Annotated in this window: 20 protein-coding genes; 7 read left to right on the top strand and 13 right to left on the bottom strand. The window is 72.4% G+C overall.

All coding sequences use genetic code 11. The features are described from left to right. Nucleotides 1–7 precede the first annotated feature (7 nt). The 6 genes from KA711_12935 to uvrC form a co-directional block, all read right to left on the bottom strand. Nucleotides 8–340, bottom strand: a complete 333-nt coding sequence (locus KA711_12935; GenBank protein ID MCM0609872.1) for an HU family DNA-binding protein — start codon at nucleotides 338–340, stop codon at nucleotides 8–10. Nucleotides 341–421: 81 nt separating this feature from the next. After that, on the bottom strand, nucleotides 422–1,519 hold the full coding sequence (locus tag KA711_12940; GenBank protein ID MCM0609873.1) for a tartrate dehydrogenase: 1,098 nt from the start codon (nucleotides 1,517–1,519) through the stop codon (nucleotides 422–424). Between the two features lie 3 nt (nucleotides 1,520–1,522). Further along, the gene (locus KA711_12945; protein MCM0609874.1) at nucleotides 1,523–2,440 is read right to left on the bottom strand and encodes an alpha/beta fold hydrolase; all 918 of its coding nucleotides are present in this window, start codon (nucleotides 2,438–2,440) and stop codon (nucleotides 1,523–1,525) included. Nucleotides 2,441–2,442: 2 nt separating this feature from the next. After that, nucleotides 2,443–3,309 (bottom strand): DMT family transporter, encoded by an 867-nt coding sequence (locus KA711_12950; protein MCM0609875.1) that lies wholly within the window; start codon nucleotides 3,307–3,309, stop codon nucleotides 2,443–2,445. A gap of 58 nt (nucleotides 3,310–3,367) precedes the next feature. Further along, a complete protein-coding gene (gene pgsA, locus KA711_12955; protein ID MCM0609876.1) occupies nucleotides 3,368–3,934 on the bottom strand; it encodes a CDP-diacylglycerol--glycerol-3-phosphate 3-phosphatidyltransferase in 567 nt (188 codons plus the stop codon). A gap of 61 nt (nucleotides 3,935–3,995) precedes the next feature. Next, nucleotides 3,996–6,038 (bottom strand): excinuclease ABC subunit UvrC, encoded by a 2,043-nt coding sequence (gene uvrC / locus KA711_12960; GenBank protein MCM0609877.1) that lies wholly within the window; start codon nucleotides 6,036–6,038, stop codon nucleotides 3,996–3,998. Nucleotides 6,039–6,109: 71 nt separating this feature from the next. Here uvrC and earP point away from each other — a divergent pair, with 71 nt between their 5' ends. From earP to mnmC, 4 genes are all read left to right on the top strand, one after another. Further along, nucleotides 6,110–7,165, top strand: coding sequence for an elongation factor P maturation arginine rhamnosyltransferase EarP (gene earP / locus KA711_12965; GenBank protein ID MCM0609878.1), 1,056 nt, complete (start codon nucleotides 6,110–6,112; stop codon nucleotides 7,163–7,165). Nucleotides 7,166–7,299: 134 nt separating this feature from the next. Then, nucleotides 7,300–7,854, top strand: coding sequence for an elongation factor P (efp, locus tag KA711_12970; GenBank protein MCM0609879.1), 555 nt, complete (start codon nucleotides 7,300–7,302; stop codon nucleotides 7,852–7,854). Between the two features lie 114 nt (nucleotides 7,855–7,968). Further along, complete coding sequence (locus KA711_12975; GenBank protein ID MCM0609880.1) at nucleotides 7,969–8,928, top strand: DUF3445 domain-containing protein; 960 nt, start codon at nucleotides 7,969–7,971, stop codon at nucleotides 8,926–8,928. Further along, nucleotides 8,925–10,880 carry an FAD-dependent 5-carboxymethylaminomethyl-2-thiouridine(34) oxidoreductase MnmC gene (gene mnmC / locus KA711_12980; GenBank protein MCM0609881.1) on the top strand — a complete coding sequence of 652 codons (1,956 nt, stop codon included), beginning with the start codon at nucleotides 8,925–8,927 and terminating at the stop codon, nucleotides 10,878–10,880. Before KA711_12975 ends, mnmC begins: the two co-directional genes overlap by 4 nt. A 132-nt stretch (nucleotides 10,881–11,012) precedes the next feature. On the opposite strand, the gene KA711_12985 is transcribed toward mnmC, so the two are convergent. Continuing rightward, entirely contained in the window at nucleotides 11,013–11,201 is a 189-nt protein-coding gene (locus KA711_12985; GenBank protein MCM0609882.1) for a hypothetical protein, read from the bottom strand. A gap of 51 nt (nucleotides 11,202–11,252) precedes the next feature. Further along, a complete protein-coding gene (gene rpiA, locus KA711_12990; GenBank protein ID MCM0609883.1) occupies nucleotides 11,253–11,939 on the bottom strand; it encodes a ribose-5-phosphate isomerase RpiA in 687 nt (228 codons plus the stop codon). 43 nt (nucleotides 11,940–11,982) lie between these two features. Here rpiA and KA711_12995 point away from each other — a divergent pair, with 43 nt between their 5' ends. Further along, nucleotides 11,983–13,032, top strand: a complete 1,050-nt coding sequence (locus tag KA711_12995; GenBank protein ID MCM0609884.1) for a quinone-dependent dihydroorotate dehydrogenase — start codon at nucleotides 11,983–11,985, stop codon at nucleotides 13,030–13,032. 35 nt (nucleotides 13,033–13,067) lie between these two features. Here KA711_12995 and KA711_13000 read toward each other — a convergent pair whose 3' ends face one another. From KA711_13000 to KA711_13015, 4 genes are all read right to left on the bottom strand, one after another. Next, complete coding sequence (locus KA711_13000; protein ID MCM0609885.1) at nucleotides 13,068–13,772, bottom strand: alpha/beta hydrolase; 705 nt, start codon at nucleotides 13,770–13,772, stop codon at nucleotides 13,068–13,070. A 160-nt stretch (nucleotides 13,773–13,932) separates the two neighbouring features. Further along, nucleotides 13,933–15,741: a gamma-glutamyltransferase family protein gene (locus KA711_13005; protein ID MCM0609886.1), complete on the bottom strand. Its 1,809-nt coding sequence runs from the start codon at nucleotides 15,739–15,741 to the stop codon at nucleotides 13,933–13,935. A gap of 50 nt (nucleotides 15,742–15,791) precedes the next feature. Beyond that, the gene (locus KA711_13010) at nucleotides 15,792–16,433 is read right to left on the bottom strand and encodes a CoA transferase subunit B (GenBank protein ID MCM0609887.1); all 642 of its coding nucleotides are present in this window, start codon (nucleotides 16,431–16,433) and stop codon (nucleotides 15,792–15,794) included. 10 nt (nucleotides 16,434–16,443) lie between these two features. Then, nucleotides 16,444–17,151 carry a CoA transferase subunit A gene (locus KA711_13015; GenBank protein MCM0609888.1) on the bottom strand — a complete coding sequence of 236 codons (708 nt, stop codon included), beginning with the start codon at nucleotides 17,149–17,151 and terminating at the stop codon, nucleotides 16,444–16,446. A 149-nt stretch (nucleotides 17,152–17,300) separates the two neighbouring features. On the opposite strand from KA711_13015, the gene KA711_13020 reads away from it, so the two are divergent. Both KA711_13020 and KA711_13025 read left to right on the top strand, forming a co-directional pair. Further along, entirely contained in the window at nucleotides 17,301–17,726 is a 426-nt protein-coding gene (locus KA711_13020) for a PaaI family thioesterase (GenBank protein ID MCM0609889.1), read from the top strand. A 104-nt stretch (nucleotides 17,727–17,830) separates the two neighbouring features. Continuing rightward, nucleotides 17,831–18,508 (top strand): glutathione S-transferase, encoded by a 678-nt coding sequence (locus KA711_13025; protein ID MCM0609890.1) that lies wholly within the window; start codon nucleotides 17,831–17,833, stop codon nucleotides 18,506–18,508. A gap of 18 nt (nucleotides 18,509–18,526) precedes the next feature. Here KA711_13025 and KA711_13030 read toward each other — a convergent pair whose 3' ends face one another. Beyond that, nucleotides 18,527–19,534 (bottom strand): DUF480 domain-containing protein, encoded by a 1,008-nt coding sequence (locus tag KA711_13030; protein ID MCM0609891.1) that lies wholly within the window; start codon nucleotides 19,532–19,534, stop codon nucleotides 18,527–18,529. Nucleotides 19,535–19,541: the final 7 nt, after the last annotated feature.

Consider the following 19,541-nt stretch of genomic DNA (forward strand, 5'->3'; position numbering starts at 1 on the left):
GCGGGCCTCAGAGCGCGTCGCGAAGGCCCTTGCCGGGGCGGAACTTCGGGACCTTGGCCGCCTTGATCTTGATCGCCGCGCCGGTGCGCGGGTTGCGCCCGGTGCGTGCGGCGCGCTTGGGCGCCGTGAAAGTGCCGAAGCCGGTGATGGTGACGCTCTCCCCCTTCTTGAGCGTCTTCTTCACGGCGCCGATCAGGGCCTCCAGTGACCGCGACGCCGCGGCCTTGGAGATGTCGGCTTGCGTGGCGATGTGTTCGATCAGTTCACTCTTGTTCACGTCGCGGGTCCCCTGTAGGCGGCATGTCTGGTGGCGGGCGCGACGTCCCTCGTCGCAGCGCAGCGTCACGGGCCGCGGGCATTACAGCGCCCGCGTCGAATGGGTGTCAAGCAGGGCCGGGATTCTAGGTGCAAAGGGCGTCGCTCAGCCGCCGGCCACGGCCTGGGCGATGGCCTGCCCGACGTCGGCGGTGCCGGCGTGGCCGCCGAGGTCGGGCGTGCGCGGGGCCTGCGGGTCGGCCAGCGTGGCCTCGATGGCGTGCAACACCGCGTCATGGGCGTCGCGGTGTCCCAGGAACTCGAGCATCAGCGCCGCGCTCCAGATCTGGCCGATCGGGTTGGCGATGCCCTGCCCGGCGATGTCGGGTGCCGAGCCGTGCACGGGCTCGAACAGGCTCGGCCACTGCCGCGTGGGGTTGAGGTTGGCCGAGGGCGCGATGCCTATCGTGCCGGTGCAGGCCGGGCCGAGGTCGGACAGGATGTCGCCGAAGAGGTTGCTCGCCACGACCACGTCGAACTGCTGCGGCCGCTGCACGAAGTGCGCGGTGAGGATGTCGATGTGGAACTGGTCGACAGCCACCTGCGGGTACTGCGCGGCCATCGCCTTCACGCGCTCGTCCCAGTACGGCATGGTGATGGCGATGCCGTTGCTCTTGGTCGCGCTGGTGAGCTTGCTGCGCGGGCGCGAGGCGGCCAGCTCGAAGGCGAACCTCAGCACCCGGTCCACGCCATGGCGCGACATGACCGTCTCCTGGATCACCACCTCGCGCTCGGTGCCCTCGAACATGCGGCCCCCGACGCTGCTGTACTCGCCTTCGGTGTTCTCGCGCACGATCCACATGTCGATGGCGCCGGGCGCCAGCGGCCGGCCGGCACGGTCGACCAGCGGCGAGTGGATGCCGGGCATCAGCCGTGCCGGGCGCAGGTTGACGTACTGGTCGAACTCGCGCCGCATCTTCAGCAGGCTGCCCCACAGCGAGACGTGGTCGGGCACGGTGGCCGGCCAGCCCACGGCGCCGTAGAAGATGGCGTCGAAGCCGGCGAGCTGCTCTTTCCAGTCGGCCGGCATCATCTGGCCGTGCTTCGCGAAGTAGTCGCAGTTGGCAAAGCCAAAGTGCTCGACCTGCAGCGCGATGCCGAACCGGCGGGCCGCAACATCGAGCACGCGCAGGCCCTCGGGCATGACCTCGTTGCCGATGCCGTCGCCGGCAAGCACGGCGATGCGGTGGGGGCGGGTTTGCATGGTTCAGCTCTCCAGCGATTGAAAAAAGTCGAGGCCGTCGGCGATCAGCGCCTCAGGCTGCTCTTCGGCGATGTAGTGGCCGCAGGGCATGGCGCGGGCGTCCAGCCGGGCGGGGTCGGCCAGGGCCCTGCGCCACAGCGCGCGCACGTCGAAACAGGCCCCCACGGCACCGTGTTCGGCCCAGCGCACGGCCAGCCTCGGGGTGAGCAGCTGGCCCTGCTCGAGGCTGGCGCGGTCATGTTCCAGGTCGATGCCGGCGGCGGCGCGGTAGTCGTCGCATATCGCCTGCGCGCTGCCCGGCCGTCGGATGCCGGCGGCGTAGTCGGTCCAGGCCGCGGCGTCGAAGGCGGCCAGGCCGGCGTGGCGGCGGCCCATCACGTCGCGCAGGTAGGCCACCGGATCGGCCTCGATCAGGCGCTCGGGCAAAGGCGGTGGCTGGATCAGGAAGAACCAGTGCCAGTAGGCGCGCGCGAAGGCGTCGCTGGCGTGCCCGTACATCGCCAGGGTGGGGGCGACGTCCAGCAGCATCAGGCGCTGCACCGCCTGCGGCTGGTCCAGGGCCAGGCGGTGCGCCGTGCGTGCGCCGCGGTCGTGGGCCAGCACGCCGTAACGGGCGTGGCCCAGGGACTGCATCAGCGCATGCAGCTCCGCCGCCTGCACGCGCCGCGCGTAGGCCGCGGGCGCGCTGCCACCATCGGCCGCGGCCACGCGGGCGCTGCGGCCGTAACCGCGCAGGTCTGGGATCACGAGCGTGAAGCGCGCGGCCAGCGCCGGTGCCACGCGGTGCCACATCGCGTGCGTCTGCGGATGGCCGTGCAGCAAGAGCAGCGCCGGGCCGCGCCCGCCGCGGCGCAGGAACAGCGGCACACCGGCAGGCGCGCGCGTGTCGGCGGCGAACCCGGGGAACAGGCCGGATGCCATGTTCAGCGGGCTGGCGAACGCACCACCAGCGCCACGCCGGCTGCGCTCAGCACCAGACCCAGCAGCACGCCGGGCCCCAGCGACTCACCGAACAGCAGCCAGGCCAGCACCGCCGTGCAAGGCGGCACCAGGTACATCAGGCTCGTCACCTGGGTGGCCGCGCCGCGCTGGATGAGCAGATACAGCAGCGAGCTGCCACCCAAGGTCAGCACCAGCACGCTCCAGGCCATCGCGCCGGCCAGCTCCGGGTGCCAGCGCCAGCCCCCCAGCGGCGAGTAGGCCTCGATCAGCGCCAGCGGCAGCGTCGCCGCCAGCGCCGCCAGCAGCTGCACGCAGTTGGCGCTGCGCACGTCGCAGGGCTGCACCCAGCGCTTCTGGTAGAGCGTGCCGGCGGTGATGGACAGCAGCGCCAACACCGCACAGCCCACGCTGGCCGACCCGGCTTCGCCGACGCCGAGCTTGTGCCACACCACCAGCAGCAGGCCCGCCAGACCCAGCCCCAGACCGGCCCACTGGCGCGCGCTCACGCGCTGGGCGGCGCCCGAGGCGACGCCGCTGAGCCACATCGCGGTGAGCAGCGGCTGCAGACCCACGATCAGCGCCGCCAACCCCGCCCCCAGGCCCAGCTTCACCGCCAGCCACACGCCGCCCAGGTAGCCGGCGTGCAGCAGCACCCCGGTCACGGCCAGGTGCAGCCACTGCGCGCGGCCCTGCGGCCAGGCCACGCGCGCCAGCGCGATCCAGGCCACGAAGCACAGCGCACTCAGCCCGTAGCGTGTGGCCAAGAAGCCCAGCGGCGGGGCGTGCGGCATGCCGTAGCGCGCAACCACGAAGCCGGTGCTCCAGATGAGCACGAACACCGCCGGCATCGCGCGCAGCAGCGCCTCTTGCCCGGCAGCGGGGCCAGCTGCGGCGCTCAGAGCAGCCTCACCGGGCGCGGGCGCGGATCTCGGGGATCGCCTTGCGCAGGTAGTACACCATCGACCACACCGTGAGCACCGTGGCCAGCCAGATCAGCCCCGTGCCCCACAGCCGCGTGTCGATGACGCCGAACAGGCCGCCGTCGTACAGCAGGAAGGGGATGGCCACCATCTGCACGGTGGTCTTGAGCTTGCCGAGCATGTGCACGGCCACACTGCGCGTGGCGCCGATCTGCGCCATCCACTCGCGCAGCGCGCTGATGGCGATCTCGCGTCCGATGATGATCAAGGCCACGATGCTGGTGACGCGGTCGAGCTCCAGCAGCACCAGCAGCGCCGCGCAGATCAGGAACTTGTCGGCCACCGGATCGAGGAAGGCGCCGAAGGCCGAGGTCTGGTTGAGGCGGCGCGCGAGGTAGCCGTCGAGCCAGTCGGTGAGCGCGAACAGGACGAACAGCGAGGTCGCGACCAGGTTCTTCGTCGCCATGGGCCACGACAGCCAGTACACGCCGATGATCAGCGGGATGGCCGCGATGCGGGCCCAGGTGAGCAGCGTGGGAACGGTGAAGAACATGGGTGGCGATGGACGGCAGGCTCAAGTGCACGGGCGATGTTGGAGAAGGCAGTTCGTCGAATCAATGCAGTGCACGGTAGATCTCCTCTGCCAGTTCGGCACCGATGCCTTCGACACTCGCCAGTTCGTCCACCGCCGCCGCCGCCACCCCGCGCAACCCGCCGAAGCGCTGCAGCAGCCGGGCGCGCTTGCGCGGCCCGATCCCCGGAATGTCTTCGAGCCGGCTGCCGCCGGTGCGGACGCGGGCCCTCTTGGCCCGCATGCCGGTGATCGCAAACCGGTGGGCCTCATCGCGGATCTGCGCCACCAGCATGAGGGCAGCCGAATCATGCCCGAGTTGCACCTTGGGCCGACCGTCGGCGAAGACGAGCTCCTCCAGGCCCACCTTGCGGCCCTCGCCCTTTTCGACGCCCACGATGAGGCCGATGTCCAGGCCCAGCGACTCGAAGACCTCGCGCGCCATGCTGACCTGGCCACGCCCGCCGTCCACCAGCACCAGGTCGGGCAGGCGGGCCTGCGGGGCGCGGGTGGGCTGTTTGCCCGCCACTTCGGCCTCGGCTGGGACGGCCTCGCCCCCTTCGCGCGCCTGCTCGGCCAGCCGTGCATAGCGCCTCGTCAACACCCGCCGCATGGCAGCGTAGTCGTCGCCGCCGGTGATGCCATCGATGTTGAAGCGGCGGTACTGCGCGCTCTGCATGGCGTGGCCTTCATAGACCACGCAACTGGCCTGCGTGGCCTCCCCGGCCGTGTGGCTGATGTCGAAGCACTCGATGCGCAGCGTGGCGGGCTCTTCGACGTCGAGGTCCAGCGCCTCGACGAGCGCGCGCGTGCGCGCCCGCGCCGAACCTTCCTCGGCCAGCAGGCGCGCCAGTGCGAGCTCGGCCCCCTTGGCCGCCATCTCCAGCCACACACGGCGCTGCTCGCGCGGCTGGTGCGTGGCACGCACGCGTGTGCCATTGCCCTCGGCCAGGGCCTCGACCAGAGTCTTGTCGACCGCGTGGCTCGTCACCAGCAGCGGCGGCACCGGCTGGCCGGTGTAGTGCTGCGCGATGAAGGCCTCGAGCACGGCGCTTTCCACGCTGCGCTCGGGCGTGCCGAGGTCGCGTTCCCCGTCCTCGCGCGCGATCTCGGCCGCAGCCAGGGCGGCGCCCTCCTGCACGTGCGTCGGGAAGTGCGCGCGGTCGCCCAGATGGCGGCTGCCGCGCACCATGGCCAGATTGACGCAGGCGCGGCCACCCGCCACCTTGACGGCAACGATGTCGACGTCGCGGTCGCTGGCGTTCAGGCTGCTCGCGTCCACCGCCTGCTGCTGCAGCACCCGCGAGAGGCTGCCGATGCGGTCGCGGCAGGCGGCGGCGCGCTCGAACTCCAGCGCCTCGGCGAATCCCATCATCTGCGCCTGCAGATCTTCGATGACCTCCTGCGTCTGGCCAAGCAGGAAGCGCTCGGCATCACGCACGTCGCGCGCGTAGTCCTCGGCGCTGATCTGGCCCACGCAAGGGCCACTGCAGCGCTGGATCTGGTACAGCAGGCAGGGCCGGCTGCGGTTGGCATAGACCGTGTCCTCGCAGGTGCGCAGCCGGAAGGCTTTCTGCATGAGCTGGATCGTCTGCTTCACGGCCCAGGCATTGGGGTAGGGTCCGAAGTAGCGGTGCCGGCGGTCCACCGCGCCGCGGAAGTAGGTCATGCGCGGGAACGGGTGCGTAACGAGCTTCAGGTAGGGGTAGCTCTTGTCGTCGCGGAACAGGATGTTGAAGCGCGGCTGCAGCGTCTTGATGAGGTTGTTCTCGAGCAGCAGCGCCTCGGCCTCGGTGCGCACCACGGTGGTTTCGAGCCGCGCGATGCGGGCCACCATCTGGCCGATGCGGGTGCCGTCGTGGTCGCGTTGCAGGTAGCTCGAGACGCGCTTGCGCAAGTGGCGCGCCTTGCCCACGTAGAGCAGGCCGCCCTGGGCGTCGAACCAGCGGTAGACACCGGGCAGACCGGGCAGCGCGGCCACCTCGGCCAGCAGCCGGGAGCGCTCGGCGCCAGGGCCTGCGGGCGGGTCCTCGCCGCGCGGCTCGTCCTGCGGGGGATCTTGCAACTCGTCGCCTGGTGCCGTCATCGCGATCGATTGTCCACGGCTTCGATAATCCGCCCGTGCCGGACCAGCCCTTACGACCGCGCCCGCAGCCGCTGCGCTGGAGCATCTATTGCCGCGTCATCGACAACCTCGGGGACGTCGGCGTCTGTTGGCGGCTGGCGGCCGACCTCGCCGCGCGTGGTGAGCAGGTGCGCCTGGTGATCGACGAAGCCGCGCCCTTGGCCTGGATGGCGCCGCAGGGCGCGCCGGGCGTGCTCTTGGTTCCCTGGGCCGAAGCCGAGACGGTGCCGGGCGAGCCCGGCGACGTGGTGATCGAGGCCTTCGGCTGCGACCCGCCCCCCGCGGCCGTGCAGGCGATGGCGGCGCGGCAGTCGCCGCCTGTGTGGATCAACCTCGAGTACCTGAGCGCGGAGGACTGGGTCGAACGCGCGCACCGCCTGCCCTCGCCGCAGCCGAATGGCCTGAAGAAGTGGTTTCTGTTTCCGGGCTTTTCGCCGCGAACCGGCGGCTTGCTGCGCGAGCCGGGCCTGCTGGCGCGGCGCGCGGCCTTCGACGGCCGTGCCTGGCTGGCCGAACGCGGCTGGGCCGCGCAGCCGGGCGAGCGGGTGGTGCTGCTGTTCAGCTACGCCAACCCGCTGCTGCCGTCGCTGTGCCAGGCCCTGGCCCACGCGCCGACTCTGCTGCTCGTGCCGCCCGGCCCCGCCCAGACGACGCTGTCCGGTGTGTCCCTCCCCGCGGGCCTGCGCATGCTGTCCCTGCCCTACGTGAGCCAGCCCGACTTCGACCACCTGCTGTGGAGCGCCGACCTGGCCTTCGTGCGCGGCGAGGATTCCCTGGTGCGTGCGCTGTGGGCCGGTGCGCCCTTCGTCTGGCAGGCTTACCCGCAGCACGACGGCGTGCACCACGCCAAGGTCGATGCCTTGTTGGCGCGGATGGCGCTGCCGGCGGCCGTGCAAGCGCTGTGGCATGCCTGGAACGGCCGCGAGGGGACGGCCTGGCCGGGCTTGCCTGCGCCGGGCGACACCGTGTCGTGGCAGCGGGCTGCGGCCGCCTTTCGGGCGCAGCAGTCGACGCTGCCCGACCTGGCCACCTCACTGCAGGCCTTCGTGCACGAGGCCGGGCGCGGCGGCGCGTCACGGGCCGGATGACCCTGCCCTGCTAGAATTGAGGGCTTTTTCGCCCGCCGCCAGCCCATGGAGCCATGGGCATCGGCGCGGACACCCCCGACACCCCCGACACCCGCCGCAGGCGCCCGAGCCTGCGCCAACCCGTTCGTCGAACCATGAAACTCGCTCAGGAAATCCGCGCCGGCAACGTGATCATGCAGGGCAAGGACCCGATGGTGGTGCTCAAGACCGAATACAGCCGCGGCGGTCGCGGCGCCGCGACCGTGCGCATGAAGATGAAGAGCCTGCTCAGCGGCTTCGGCGCCGAGACCGTGTTCAAGGCCGACGACAAGATGGACCAGATCATCCTCGACAAGAAGGAGTGCACCTACTCCTACTTCGCCGACCCGATGTACGTGTTCATGGACACCGAGTACAACCAGTTCGAGGTCGAGGCCGACAACATGGGCGATGCCATCCACTACCTGGAAGACGGCATGCAGGTCGAAGTGACCTTCTACGACGGCAAGGCCATCAGCGTGGAAATGCCCACCACCGTGGTGCGCGAGATCACCACAGACCCCGCCGTCAAGGGCGACACCTCCGGCAAGGTGCTCAAGCCGGCCAAGCTGGTGGGCACGGGTTTCGAGATCAGCGTGCCGATCTTCGTGGAGAACGGCGACAAGGTGGAGATCGACACCCGCACGCACGAGTACCGCAAGCGCGTCTGACGCGGCTCCGGCCGCCGGCCACCGAGGGCGCCCATGGGCGCCCTTTGTCTTGGGCCTGCCGCTCCCAGCCGCCGTATGCTGCGCGACGCAGCTTGCACCCCATGCACCCCTTTCGTGAACGCCTTCGACTTCGACGCCGCCGTCCAGGCGCCCTTCCGCATGCAGCCGGGGCTGCGCCGTCTGCGGGCCGGCGCGCAGCAACTCACGCCGCTGGCGCCCGGCTCGCGCCACCAGCGCGAGAAACTGGCGGTGCTGTCGGCCTTCTGGCCGCAGGCCCTGGTGACCGCACGCGGCTTCGATGCGCAGCCGGCACTCGACGCGCTGGCCGCGCACGCCGCCGCCGAGCACCCCGCGGCCTGGAGCGTCGACGCCACTGGTCGCTGGCATGCCCAGGGCCTGGCCACGGCCGTCCAGGCCGACGGCACGGTCGAGGAGCTGCAGGCTGGCCGCTTCGGCCTGGGTGACGAGATCGCGCGCTGCCTGCGCCCGCTGCCCGCCCCTTGGCGGCGGGCGGGCTTGCTGGCGCTGGCCTTCGCCGAAGACTTTGCCGTGGTGAACGCCGCCGACGGCACCATCCCGTGGATGGCCGTCTGCCTGCCCAGCCACTGGGCTCCGCTCGAGAAGGTGGGCCGGTCGTTCGCCGAGGTCCACGCACCGGTGGCCGACAACACGCTGCTGCTGCAGGCCAGCGCCGCGCTGATGCGGCTGGTGGGCAGCGGGGAGAGATGGGAACGTTTCGTCTGGAATGTGAGCGACGACCCACACTTGAATGCCCACCCGGCGCACCAGGCGCCCGATGGCTGGGCGCAGACCGACGTGGGCCACGCCTGGTTCCGCAGCGAACGCCAGACCTTCATCCCGCTGCCCGGCGCGGCGCAGGCGGTGTTCACCATCCTCGTGGATGTGCAGCCGCTGGCCGCCGTGCTGCACGACGCGCCGCGGACGCAGGCCCTGCACGACGCGATCGCATCGATGAGCCCGGCGGTGCTGGCCTACCGCGGCCTGACGACGGTGCGCGAGCCGCTGCTGCTGTGGCTGCGCGCGCACGCCCAGGCCCGGGCCTCGGCCGCATGAACAAGGGCCCGCTGCGGCCGGCGCGCATCGTCTTCCCGGCCGACGGCGGGCCACCCGAGGCGCCGGACTTCGGCGATCGTTATCACGCGCGCGTTGGCGCGCTGGCGCAGGCGCAGCACGTGTTCCTGGCCGGCAACGGGCTGCCCGGGCGCTGGGCCGGGCGCGAGCACTTCACGGTGCTCGAAACCGGCTTCGGCCTGGGCCACAACCTGCTGGCGCTGTGGGACGCCTGGCGCGCCGATGCCTCGCGGCCGGCGCAGCTGCACCTGGTGTCGCTGGAACTGCACCCGCCCGCCGCAGCCGACCTGGCGCGGGCCCATGCCGCGTCGCCGCTGCCCGAGCTGGCCGCGGCGCTCGTGGCGGCCTGGCCGCCGCTGGCGCGGGGGCTGCACGTGCTGGAGTTCGAGGGCGGCCGGCTGCGCCTGACGCTGGGCTTCGGCGATGCCACGGCGCTGCTGCCGCTGTTGCGCCTGCAAGCCGACGCGCTGCTGCTCGACGGCTTTGCGCCCGACCGCAACCCGGCGCTGTGGAGCCCGCCGCTGTTCAAGGCGCTGGCGCGGCTGGCGGCCCCGGGCTGCACCGCCGCCACCTGGAGCGTGGCGCGGGCGGTGCACGAGTCCTTGCGGGCCGCCGGCTTCGAGGTGGCGCGCGCGCCGGGCATCGGCGGCAAGCGCGAAATCACGACCGCGAGGTTTCGTCCCCGCGTGCCGCCGCGTGGGCCGGTGCCGCTGGCGGTGCGGTCCGCGCATCCGCTCTCGGCGGTGGTGGTGGGCGCCGGCCTGGCCGGTGCGGCCTGTGCCCGCGCGCTGGCCCAGGCCGGCGTGCCCGTGACGGTGCTCGACGCCGCACCCGAGCCGGCGGCCGGCGCCAGCGGCAACCCGGCCGGGCTGGTGCACGCCATCGTCAACGGCGAAGACGGGCCCTACGCGCGCCTGTTCCGGGCCGCAGCGCTGCGCGCGGCGCAGGTCTACGGCGACGCGCTCGCGGCGGGCAGCGTGACCGGCGCGCTGGATGGCCTGCTGCGCCTGGTCTCGTCCGGGCAGACGGCCGCGTCGATGCACGCGCTGCTTCAGCAGCTGGGGTTGCCGGCCGAGGTGGCCGAGGCGCTGGATGCCGAGGCCGCCAGCGCGCGCGCCGGCCTGGCGCTGCACACGCCCGCCTGGCACCACCCGCGCGGCGGCTGGGTGGCGCCGGCCGAGTGGGTGCGCGTGGTGATGGCGAGGCCAGGGATCGAGTTCCGAGGCGGCGTCGCGGTGCACGCGCTGCAGCGCGCCGAAGACGGCGGCTGGCAGCTGCTGGGTCCCGGCGGCACACCGCTCGCACGCGCGCCGCTGGTGGTGCTGGCCAACGGCGAGGCCGCCGCCACGCTGGCACCGCCGTTGCCGCGGCCGTGGCCGCTGCAGCGCGTGCGTGGCCAGGTGAGCTGGTGGATCAACGACACCGCCCCGCCCCTGGCCTGCGCGCTGGCCGGAGACGGCTACGCCATCGCATCACCCGGCCGACTGCTGTGTGGAGCCACCCAGCAGCGCCCCGGCGAGCCCGGCCACGACGACGCCGCGCCACGCCAGGCCGACCACCGCTACAACCTGGAGCGGTTCGCGCGGCTGACCGGCCTGCCCACGCCCGAGCCGGGCTCCTGCCGGGGCCGTGTGGGCTGGCGGGTGAGCAGCGACGACCGCCTGCCGATCGCCGGCGCCCTGCCGCTGCCAGCTGCCGGCCTGCCTGCGTCGCGCCTGACCCAGCCGCGGGCGTGGCCGCGCCAGCCGGGCCTCTTCGTGCTGACGGCATTGGGCTCGCGCGGTCTCACGCTGGCGCCGCTGCTGGGTGAGTTGGTGGCAGCGCAGGCGCTGGGCCTGCCGTGGCCGCTGGAGCAGGACCTGGCCGACGCCGTCGACCCGGTGCGCTGGGCGGTGCGGGCCCTGCGCCACGGCCCCGCCCCCCGCGGGGGTTGAGGTGCCTGGCGAAGCCAGTTCGCCTTCAGAGCGCCCCCAGGGCCAGGCTGCGCCCGGCCCGCCCCCCGCGGGGGTTGAGGTGCCCGGCGAAGCCGGATCACCTCAAGAACCCTTGACCGGCAGGGTCGGCGTTCAGGCCGGCGGCTTGACCTCGGGGGCCGCGGCGACCGGGGCGTCGTCGGCCTCGTCCGCGTCGTCATCGGGCGCCGGCGGCAGACCGCCGGCCTTGCGCAGCGCCTTCTCGCGGTCCTTCTCTTCCTTCTTCTTCTTCTTGGCCAGCTCGCGCTGGCGCTTCTCGAACGAGTAGTTGGGCTTGGCCAAAGGCACTCCTTGCTGGGGGCCGGTGCGGCAACGGGTGCCGCCGCCCCCGCATTAGAACACCAGGGTCTGCACGCCCTGCTGGGTGCCGAGCAGGCACACCTGCGCGCGGTGGCGTGCGAACAGGCCCACTGTCACCACACCCGGCCACTGGTTGATCTCGGTCTCCATCGCCAGCGGGTCGGTGATGGCCAGCCCGTGCACGTCGAGGATCGGGTGGCCGTTGTCGGTGAGCACACCGGCACGGGGCACCGCACGGCCGCCGATGGCGGCGAAGCGGCGCACCAGTTGCGGCAACGCCATCGCCACCACCTCCACCGGCAGCGGGTAGCGGCCCAGCACCTGCACCCGCTTGCTGCCATCGGCGATGCACACAAAGCGCTCGGCCAGATCAGCGACGATCTTCTCGCGCGTGAGCGCCGCGCCGCCACCCTTGATCATGTGGCCACGGCCGTCGATCTCGTCGGCGCCGTCCACGTACACGCCCAGCCGCTCCACCGCGCCCGCCTCGACGACCGTGATGCCGTGGCGCCGCAGCCGCTGGGTGCTGCGCTCCGAGCTCGACACCGCGCCCGGCAGCTGCAGCGCCCCGGCGGCGATGCGCGCGGCCAGCGCGTCGATGAACAGGTCCACCGTGCTGCCGGTGCCGACGCCGAGCACCTGGCCCGGGGGCACGTAGGCCAGGGCTGCGTCGGCGACCAGCGCCTTGAGTTGATCTTGCGTGGGGGTGGGCGTCGTCATGGCGCGGATTATCCCGGTGGCACAGCCCCGACAATCGCGCCCCATGCCCCTCGTGCCCTACGCGCTGACGCGCCCCTTCCTCTTCGGCCTCGACCCCGAGGCCGCCCACGACCTGACGCTGGGCGCCATCGCGCGGGCGCAGAACTCGCCCGCGCAGTGCCTGTGGGCCGCGGCACGGGTGGACGACCCCGTCACCGTGGCCGGACTGCGGTTTCCCAACCGCATCGGCCTGGCCGCAGGGCTGGACAAGAACGGCCGCTGCATCGACGGCCTGGGCGCGATGGGCTTCGGCTTCATCGAGGTCGGCACGGTCACGCCCAAGGGCCAGCCGGGCAACCCCAAGCCGCGCATGTTCCGGCTGCCCGAGCGGCAGGCGCTGATCAACCGGCTGGGCTTCAACAACGAGGGCCTGGAGGTCTTCGTGGCCAACGTGCAGCGCGCGCGCAGCTTCCGCGCCGGCGGCGGCGTGCTGGGCCTGAACATCGGCAAGAACGCGGCCACGCCGATCGGGCGCGCGGTCGACGACTACCTGCTGGGCCTGGCCGGCGTCTACCCGCACGCCGACTACGTGACGGTGAACATCTCGAGCCCCAACACGCAGAACCTGCGCGCGCTGCAGAGCGACGCCGCGCTCGATGCGCTGCTGTCGCTGCTGATGGAGCGTCGCGCCGAGCTGGCACGCGCGCAGGGTCGCAAGGTGCCCCTCTTGGTGAAGATCGCCCCCGACCTCGAGGCCGCGCAGGTGGACGTGATCGCCGCCACGCTGCGCAAGAACGGCGTCGACGGCGTGATCGCCACCAACACCACGGTGGCGCGCGACGCCGTGCAGGGCCTGCGCCATGCGGACGAGACCGGCGGCCTGAGCGGCGCGCCGGTCCTGGAGCCCAGCAACCGCGTGATCCGGCTGCTGCGCAGCGCGCTTGGGGCCACCTTCCCGATCATCGGCGTGGGCGGCGTGATGGGCGGTGCCGACGCGCGCAGCAAGCTCGAGGCGGGCGCGGACCTGGTGCAGATCTATACCGGACTCATCTACCGCGGGCCCGAGATCGTGGGCGAGGCGGCGCGCGCGGTGCAGGGCTGGCGGCGCGGCTGAACCTGCGGCTGGCGCCGACGTTCAGCGCCAGGTGTTCAGTGCAACATCGCCGTCAGGGCCTCGGCCGCCCACTGGCGCAGGCCACCCACCACGCCGGGCTGCGGCGGGCCCTCGCCGCAGGCGCGCACGGCCACGGTCTCGGTGTCCTCGCCCTCGGCATCGACGTGCGTGGCGCCGGCCGGCTGCACCAGGGCCACGCCGGCTGCACGCAGCGCCGGCAAGGCCAGGTGCAAAGCGTTGCAGCGCACGGGCGGCGCCAGTGTGGCATGCAGCGGCCGGCCGGCCAGCGCCTGCAGCGCGGCCTGCAGGGGCGCTGCGCCGACGGGGTCGAAAAGGATCGCGCCGGCCACGCGCGCCGGCTCATGAGCTGCCAGCGCGGCACCGACCTGCGCCGCGAACAAGCCCCCGGCCGAGTGCCCGGCCACGACGGCGCGTGCCGGCGCCGCGCGGCCATCGGGCGAGCGAGCCGCGGGCGACAGCCACCAGACCGCCAGCGCCCGGGCCAGCACCGGCGCGCTCCCGGCCAGCCCGGCATCGCCTTCGACGCCGCGGTCGGTGTTCACGCACAGCGTAGCCACCCCCCGCGCCGCCAGCGCCGCGGCCGTTCCGCGCAGGTTGGCGCAGCGGCGCGCAAAGCCATGCTGCACCAGCACCCAGGCGCGCGTCTCGGCAGCCGGCAGGTGCCACTCGACGTCGAACACGCCGCCGGCCAGCGCGAGGCGGTCGAAGGCGCGGCTCACGCCTGCGGGCGGGGGCACTGGCGGCAGCGCGGTGCACCCCGCCAGGACGAGCACTCCTGCGGCCCACACCCCCGCTGTGCCACGCTGAAGCAGGGGGGCGTGAACCCGCAGCCGATTCTTCTTGAGGCGTTCGGGGCGTTCCGCTGCCCCAGTTCCTGACTCAGTCACCGCGCACATCGCCTTCGCGCCGCGGGTCGGCGGCAGCGCGCCAGCCGCCCGGCGTGCGCTGAAGCACGTGCAGCCCGCTGGACAGCGGCAGCGTCTGCACCGTGTGGCCACGCATGCGCAACGCGGCCAGCACAGGCTCGGGCCAACGGCCGGCCTCCAGCATGGTCACAGGCCCGTTGAGGCTGGCCAGCATCGGCTCGGCCAGCGCGTCGCCCAGCTCGACGCCGCGCACCAAGGTCGCATCGATCACGCGCACCACCGCCGGAATGATGAAGGGCCCCAGCGCCGAGCCCAACACCAGCACCGGCTCGCCGGGCAGCGGGCCGCGGCGGCGGTCGAACACGACGGTTGGGCTCATGCTGCTGCGTGGCCGCTTCCCGGGCTGCACACGGTTGGCCACGGGTCGGCCCTGTGCGTCCTGCGGCGCGAAGGCGAAGTCGGTGAGCTGGTTGTTGAGCAGAAAGCCGCCTGGCAGCCCGGTGCCGCCGTCGCTGACGATCTGCGCGCCGAACTGCGCCTCGATGGAAGCGGTGAGCGCGACGACACCGCCGTCGGCATCGGCCACGCTCAGGTGCGTGGTGCCCAACGGCTCGGGCTGCGCCATCGATCCCACCAGCACGCTACCCGCAGGCTGGCCAGGCTCGGCGCTGCCCAGGCTGTGCGGCCCCACCCTGGAGGCGCGTGCGTGCAGGTAGGCCGGCTGCAGCAGGTTCAGCCAGTCGCCGCCCGGGGCGGCCACGAAGGCCGGGTCCGCCAGGTAGGCCGCACGGTCGGCGAAGGCCAGGCGCGAGACCTCGGCCCAGCGGTGGGCGCGCTCGGGCTCGTCGGCCGGCGGGCCGAGCAAGCGCTCCACCGCCTGCGCGAGCGCCAGCATCTGCGCCACCGCAAGGCCGCCCGACGAAGGCGGCGGGAAGCCACAGACAACCCAGTGCTCGCGCCAGTCCATGCACAGCGGCTCGCGCTCGACGGCGCGGTAGGCGGCGAGATCGACCTCGGCCAGCCGGCCCGGCCGCTGCGGGTGGCCTTGCACGCGCTGCGCGATGTCGGCGGCGATGGCGCCGCGCTGCATCGCCGCGGGGCCTTCGGCCGCGATGCGCCGCAGCACCGCCGCCAGCGCCGGGTTGGCCACGCGCTCGCCCACCGCGCGCGGCGTGCCGTCGGCGCGGAAGAACAGCGCCGCGGCGCGCGGGTCGTCGCGCAGTGTCGGCGTGTCGCTCAACTGGCGGTGCAGGCGCGGGCCGATGGGCGCGCCGGCCTCGGCCAGCGCGATGGCCGGCTGCAGCAGCCGCGCCCAGGGCAGACGCCCGCCTTGCGCGTGCGCCGCCGCCCACGCCGCGACGGCGCCAGGCACGCCCACCGCCAGGCCGCTGCGCTGGGCCTCGCGCAGTGCCAGCGGCCGGCCGTCGGGGCCGGTGAAGCCGTGTTCGGTGGCGGCGGCCGGCGCTGTCTCGCGCCCGTCCCAGGCGCGCAGACGTCGGCCGTCCCAGTGCAGCAGCAGCGCCCCACCGCCGATGCCGCTGGCCTGTGGTTCCACCACCCCCAGCACAAAGGCAGTGGCGATGGCCGCGTCCAGGGCGTTGCCACCCTCGCGCAGCAGCGCCAGGCCGGCCTCGGCTGCCAGAGGGTGCGCGGCAGCCACGGCATGCCGTGCGTAGCTGCGCGCGGGCCGGGCATCGAAACCGCTGGCGCCTTCGGGCACAACGGCTGCGGTTGCCGGTGGCGGTGCTCGAGGCGCAGGCAAGCTGCTGCAAGCCCCCAGGCACGCACCCGCCGCCGCGGCCAAGGCAGCGCGGCGCCACATCACCCCAAAGGGCCGGCCACGAGCCGTCGATGCGGGCTCGCGCAAGCTTCTCAATGCAGCGGCACGCCCGTCTTGGCCTGCAGCTCGTCGCGCGTGACGCCGGGGGCCATCTCCACGAGCTTCAGTCCATCAGGGGTCACATCCAACACCGCCAGGTCGGTGATGATGCGGTCGACCACGCCCACCCCGGTGAGCGGCAGCGTGCACTGCGGCAGGATCTTCAGTTCGAAGCCCGAGCCATCCTTCTTGCGGGCCACGTGCTCCATCAGCACGACGACGTTCTTCACGCCGGCCACCAGGTCCATGGCGCCGCCCATGCCCTTGACCATTTTTCCCGGGATCATCCAGTTGGCGAGGTCGCCCTGGGCCGACACCTGCATGGCGCCGAGGATGGACAGGTTGATCTTGCCGCCACGGATCATCGCGAAGCTGTCGTGGCTGCCAAAGATGCTGCTGCCGGGCAGCGTGGTGACGGTCTGCTTGCCGGCGTTGATGAGGTCGGCGTCGACCTCGCTCTCGTCAGGGAAGGCGCCGATGCCCAGCATGCCGTTTTCGCTTTGCAGCCACACCTCCATCTCGGCCGGCACGAAGTTGGCCACCAGCGTCGGCAAGCCGATGCCAAGGTTGACGTAGTAGCCGTCCTGCAGTTCGCGGGCCGCGCGTGCGGCCATCTCGTCGTGGGTCCAGGGCATGGTCGTGTCCTCAGCCTTTGGGGTTCTGCTTGGTCGTGCGCTTCTCGATGCGCTTCTCGGGCGCGGCGTTCAGCACGAGGCGGTGCACGTAGATGCCGGGCAGGTGGATCGAGTCGGGGTCGAGGCTGCCGGTCTCAACGATCTCCTCGACCTCGACGACGCTCACCTTGCCGGCCATGATGACCGCCGGGTTGAAGTTGCGCGCCGTGCGGCGGAAGACGAGGTTGCCGGACTTGTCGGCCTTCCAGGCCTTGCCCAGGCTCACGTCGGGCACGAGCGCGCGCTCCATCACGTAGAGCTCGCCGTCGAACTCGCGCGTTTCCTTGCCCTCGGCCACGAGGGTACCCACGCCCGTCTTGGTGAAGAAGGCCGGAATGCCCGCGCCGCCGGCGCGCAGCTTCTCGGCCAGCGTGCCCTGCGGCGTGAACTCCAGCTGCAGCTCGCCGGTCAGGTACTGGCGCTCGAACTCCTTGTTCTCGCCCACGTAGCTGGCGATCATCTTCGTGATCTGCCGCGTGGCCAGCAGCTTGCCGAGGCCGAAGCCGTCGACACCGGCGTTGTTGCTGATGGCGGTGAGGTTACTCGCGCCGCTGTCGCGCAAGGCATCGATCAGCGCCTCGGGGATGCCGCAGAGGCCAAAGCCGCCGACGGCGAGCAACTGACCGTTGTGGACGATGCCGTCCAGCGCGGCGGCGGCGCTGGGATAGATCTTGTTCATGGGTGCCGGTGTCTCCGGTTGGGGGTCGCAGGGGTTTCGGGGGTCGGTGCAGACCGCCAGCGTACTACGTACGCGATGACCTCGGCAGTCCGTAAGATCGCCCAGGCATCCTCCAGCGCCCGCCCCGCCGTCCACCAAAAGCCCTTGCCATGGCCCAGCCCTCCCTCGCCTCCGTCGATGTGCTGCAACAGGCGCTGCATGAGCAGTTCGCCCCCTGGGTGGGCGAGCTGAGGCTGAGCGTCGAGGCCGCCACGCTCGGCGAGGTGCGCCTGGCGCTGCCGGTGAGAGCCCCGCACGTGCACGCCGGTGGCGTGCTCTGCGGGCAGACGATGATGGCCGCCGCCGACAGCGCCATGGTGCTGGCGGTGATGACGCACCTGGGCGGCTTCAAGCCCATGACCACCGTGCAGCTGCAGACCAGCTTCCTGCGCGGCATCAAGGGCGACGCCGGCACCGTGGCCGTGGTGGCGCGCGTGCTGAAGATGGGCCGTAACCTGGCCTTCGGCGAGGTGGAGCTGCGCGGCCCCGACGGCGCGCTGGCGGCGCACGCCACCACCACCTACGCGCTGCTCTGACGGCGCCGCCGGACCCCAACCACGGCCGCCGACCATCGCATCGCCTACGAGCAGGCGCCCGTGGGCCTCGTGCTGCTGGTGACGAAGCTGCTACAAAGCGGGCCATGATCACCGTCCACCACCTCGAAAACTCGCGCTCCCAGCGCGTGCTGTGGCTGCTCGAAGAGCTCGGCACGCCCTACACCGTGAAGCGCTACGCCCGCCATCCCGTGACCATGCTCGCGCCGCCCGAGCTGAAAGCGGTGCACCCGCTGGGCAAGAGCCCGGTGATCGACGACGACGGCACCGTGGTGGCCGAGAGCGGCGCCATCATCGAGCACCTGGTCGGCACGCACGGCCAGGGCCGCCTGAAGCCGCCGCCGGGCACGGCCGAGGCGCGGCGCTACACCTACTGGCTGCACTTCGCCGAGGGCAGCCTGATGCCGCCGCTGCTGGTGGCGCTGATCTTCGCCAAGGTGCGTGGCGCCAAGGTGCCGTTCTTCGTCAAGCCCATCGTCAAGGGCATCGCGGCCCAGGTGCACAAGGCCTACATCGACCCCAACGTCAACAACCTGCTCGCCTTCATGGAGGCCGAGCTTCAGCAGCGCGAGTGGTTCGCGGGCGATGCCTTCACAGCCGCCGACGTGCAGATGAGCTATCCCGTGGAGGCCGCCGCGGCCGGCCGCGCTGGCTTCAGCGCGCACAGCCACCCGAAGCTGCACGCCTGGCTGATGCGCTGCCAGGCGCGACCGGCCTACCAGCGCGCGCTGGCGGCCGGCGGGCCGTATTCGGTGATCCCTTGAGCGCGTGCGCCGGCGCGCTCAGCCTGTGAGCCGGGCGCGGAACCAGTCCGGCATCGGCGCCGAGCGCTTCGCGGCGTAGTCCGTCCACACCGTGCGCGCCCCGCCCTCGGCGTAAACCACACCCGGCTCGTCCATCCGCTCGATCGTGTGGAAGGTGTCGAAGCTGCTGCGCCCCGGGTTGGCCACGCTCATCGTGACGCGCACCTCGCCCGGGAACTCCAGCTGGCGCAGGAAGTTGCAGAAGGCGTTGATGATCACCGGCCCGGCGGTCGAGAGCTTGGGGTCGACGCCGACCGAAAAGATCCAGTCGAGCCGGCAGACCTCCATGTAGCGGAAATAGAGCGTGTTGTTGACGTGGCCCATGGCGTCCATGTCGCCCCAGCGCAGCGGCATCACCAACTCGTGCACCCGCCGTACCTCCGTGGGCAGCACGAAGCGCAGGCCGGGTCCCGCTTCCGTTCGCCCTGAGCCTGTCGAAGGGCCTGCGTCCGGCGCGCTGGGCTTCGACAAGCTCAGCCCGAACGGTGGTGTTTCCGTCGACTCACCCGTCAACAGCTCCGCCCAGCGCGCCTCGCGCTCGCCCGGCGAGCGCGCCAGCTTCACCACGCGCGGCGGCACCTTCGTCGCCAGCTCGTCGAGGAAGCCCTCCACCGACGAGATGTCGGCAAAGCGGTGCAGCCGCTCGGCGTTCAGCCGCAGCTCGGCTGCCGTCTGCGGCCCGCGCAGCAGCAGCACCGCGAGCAGCGCGACGCTCTGCGAGGGCAGGCCCAGCACGCGGCCCGCGTTGTGCTCGAAGCGCACGACACGGCTGCCGCTGAGCTCGACCACCAGGCTCAGGCGCTTGAGCCCGTCCAGCGCCAGCAGCACCTCGTGCTCCGACAGCTCCATCACCGGCTGCCGCGCCGTCTTCTGGTTGCAGCCGGCCACCAGCGCGTTCAGGCTCAGCGGGTAGGTGTCGGGCACGGTGGCGGCCTTCTCCACCAGCACGCCCAGGATGCGGCCCTCGGCCGCGTTCAGCGTCCGCATCGGTCGG

Source organism: Ideonella sp. WA131b, assembly GCA_023657425.1.
In the GTDB taxonomy this organism is placed as follows: Bacteria; Pseudomonadota; Gammaproteobacteria; order Burkholderiales; family Burkholderiaceae_C; genus Rubrivivax.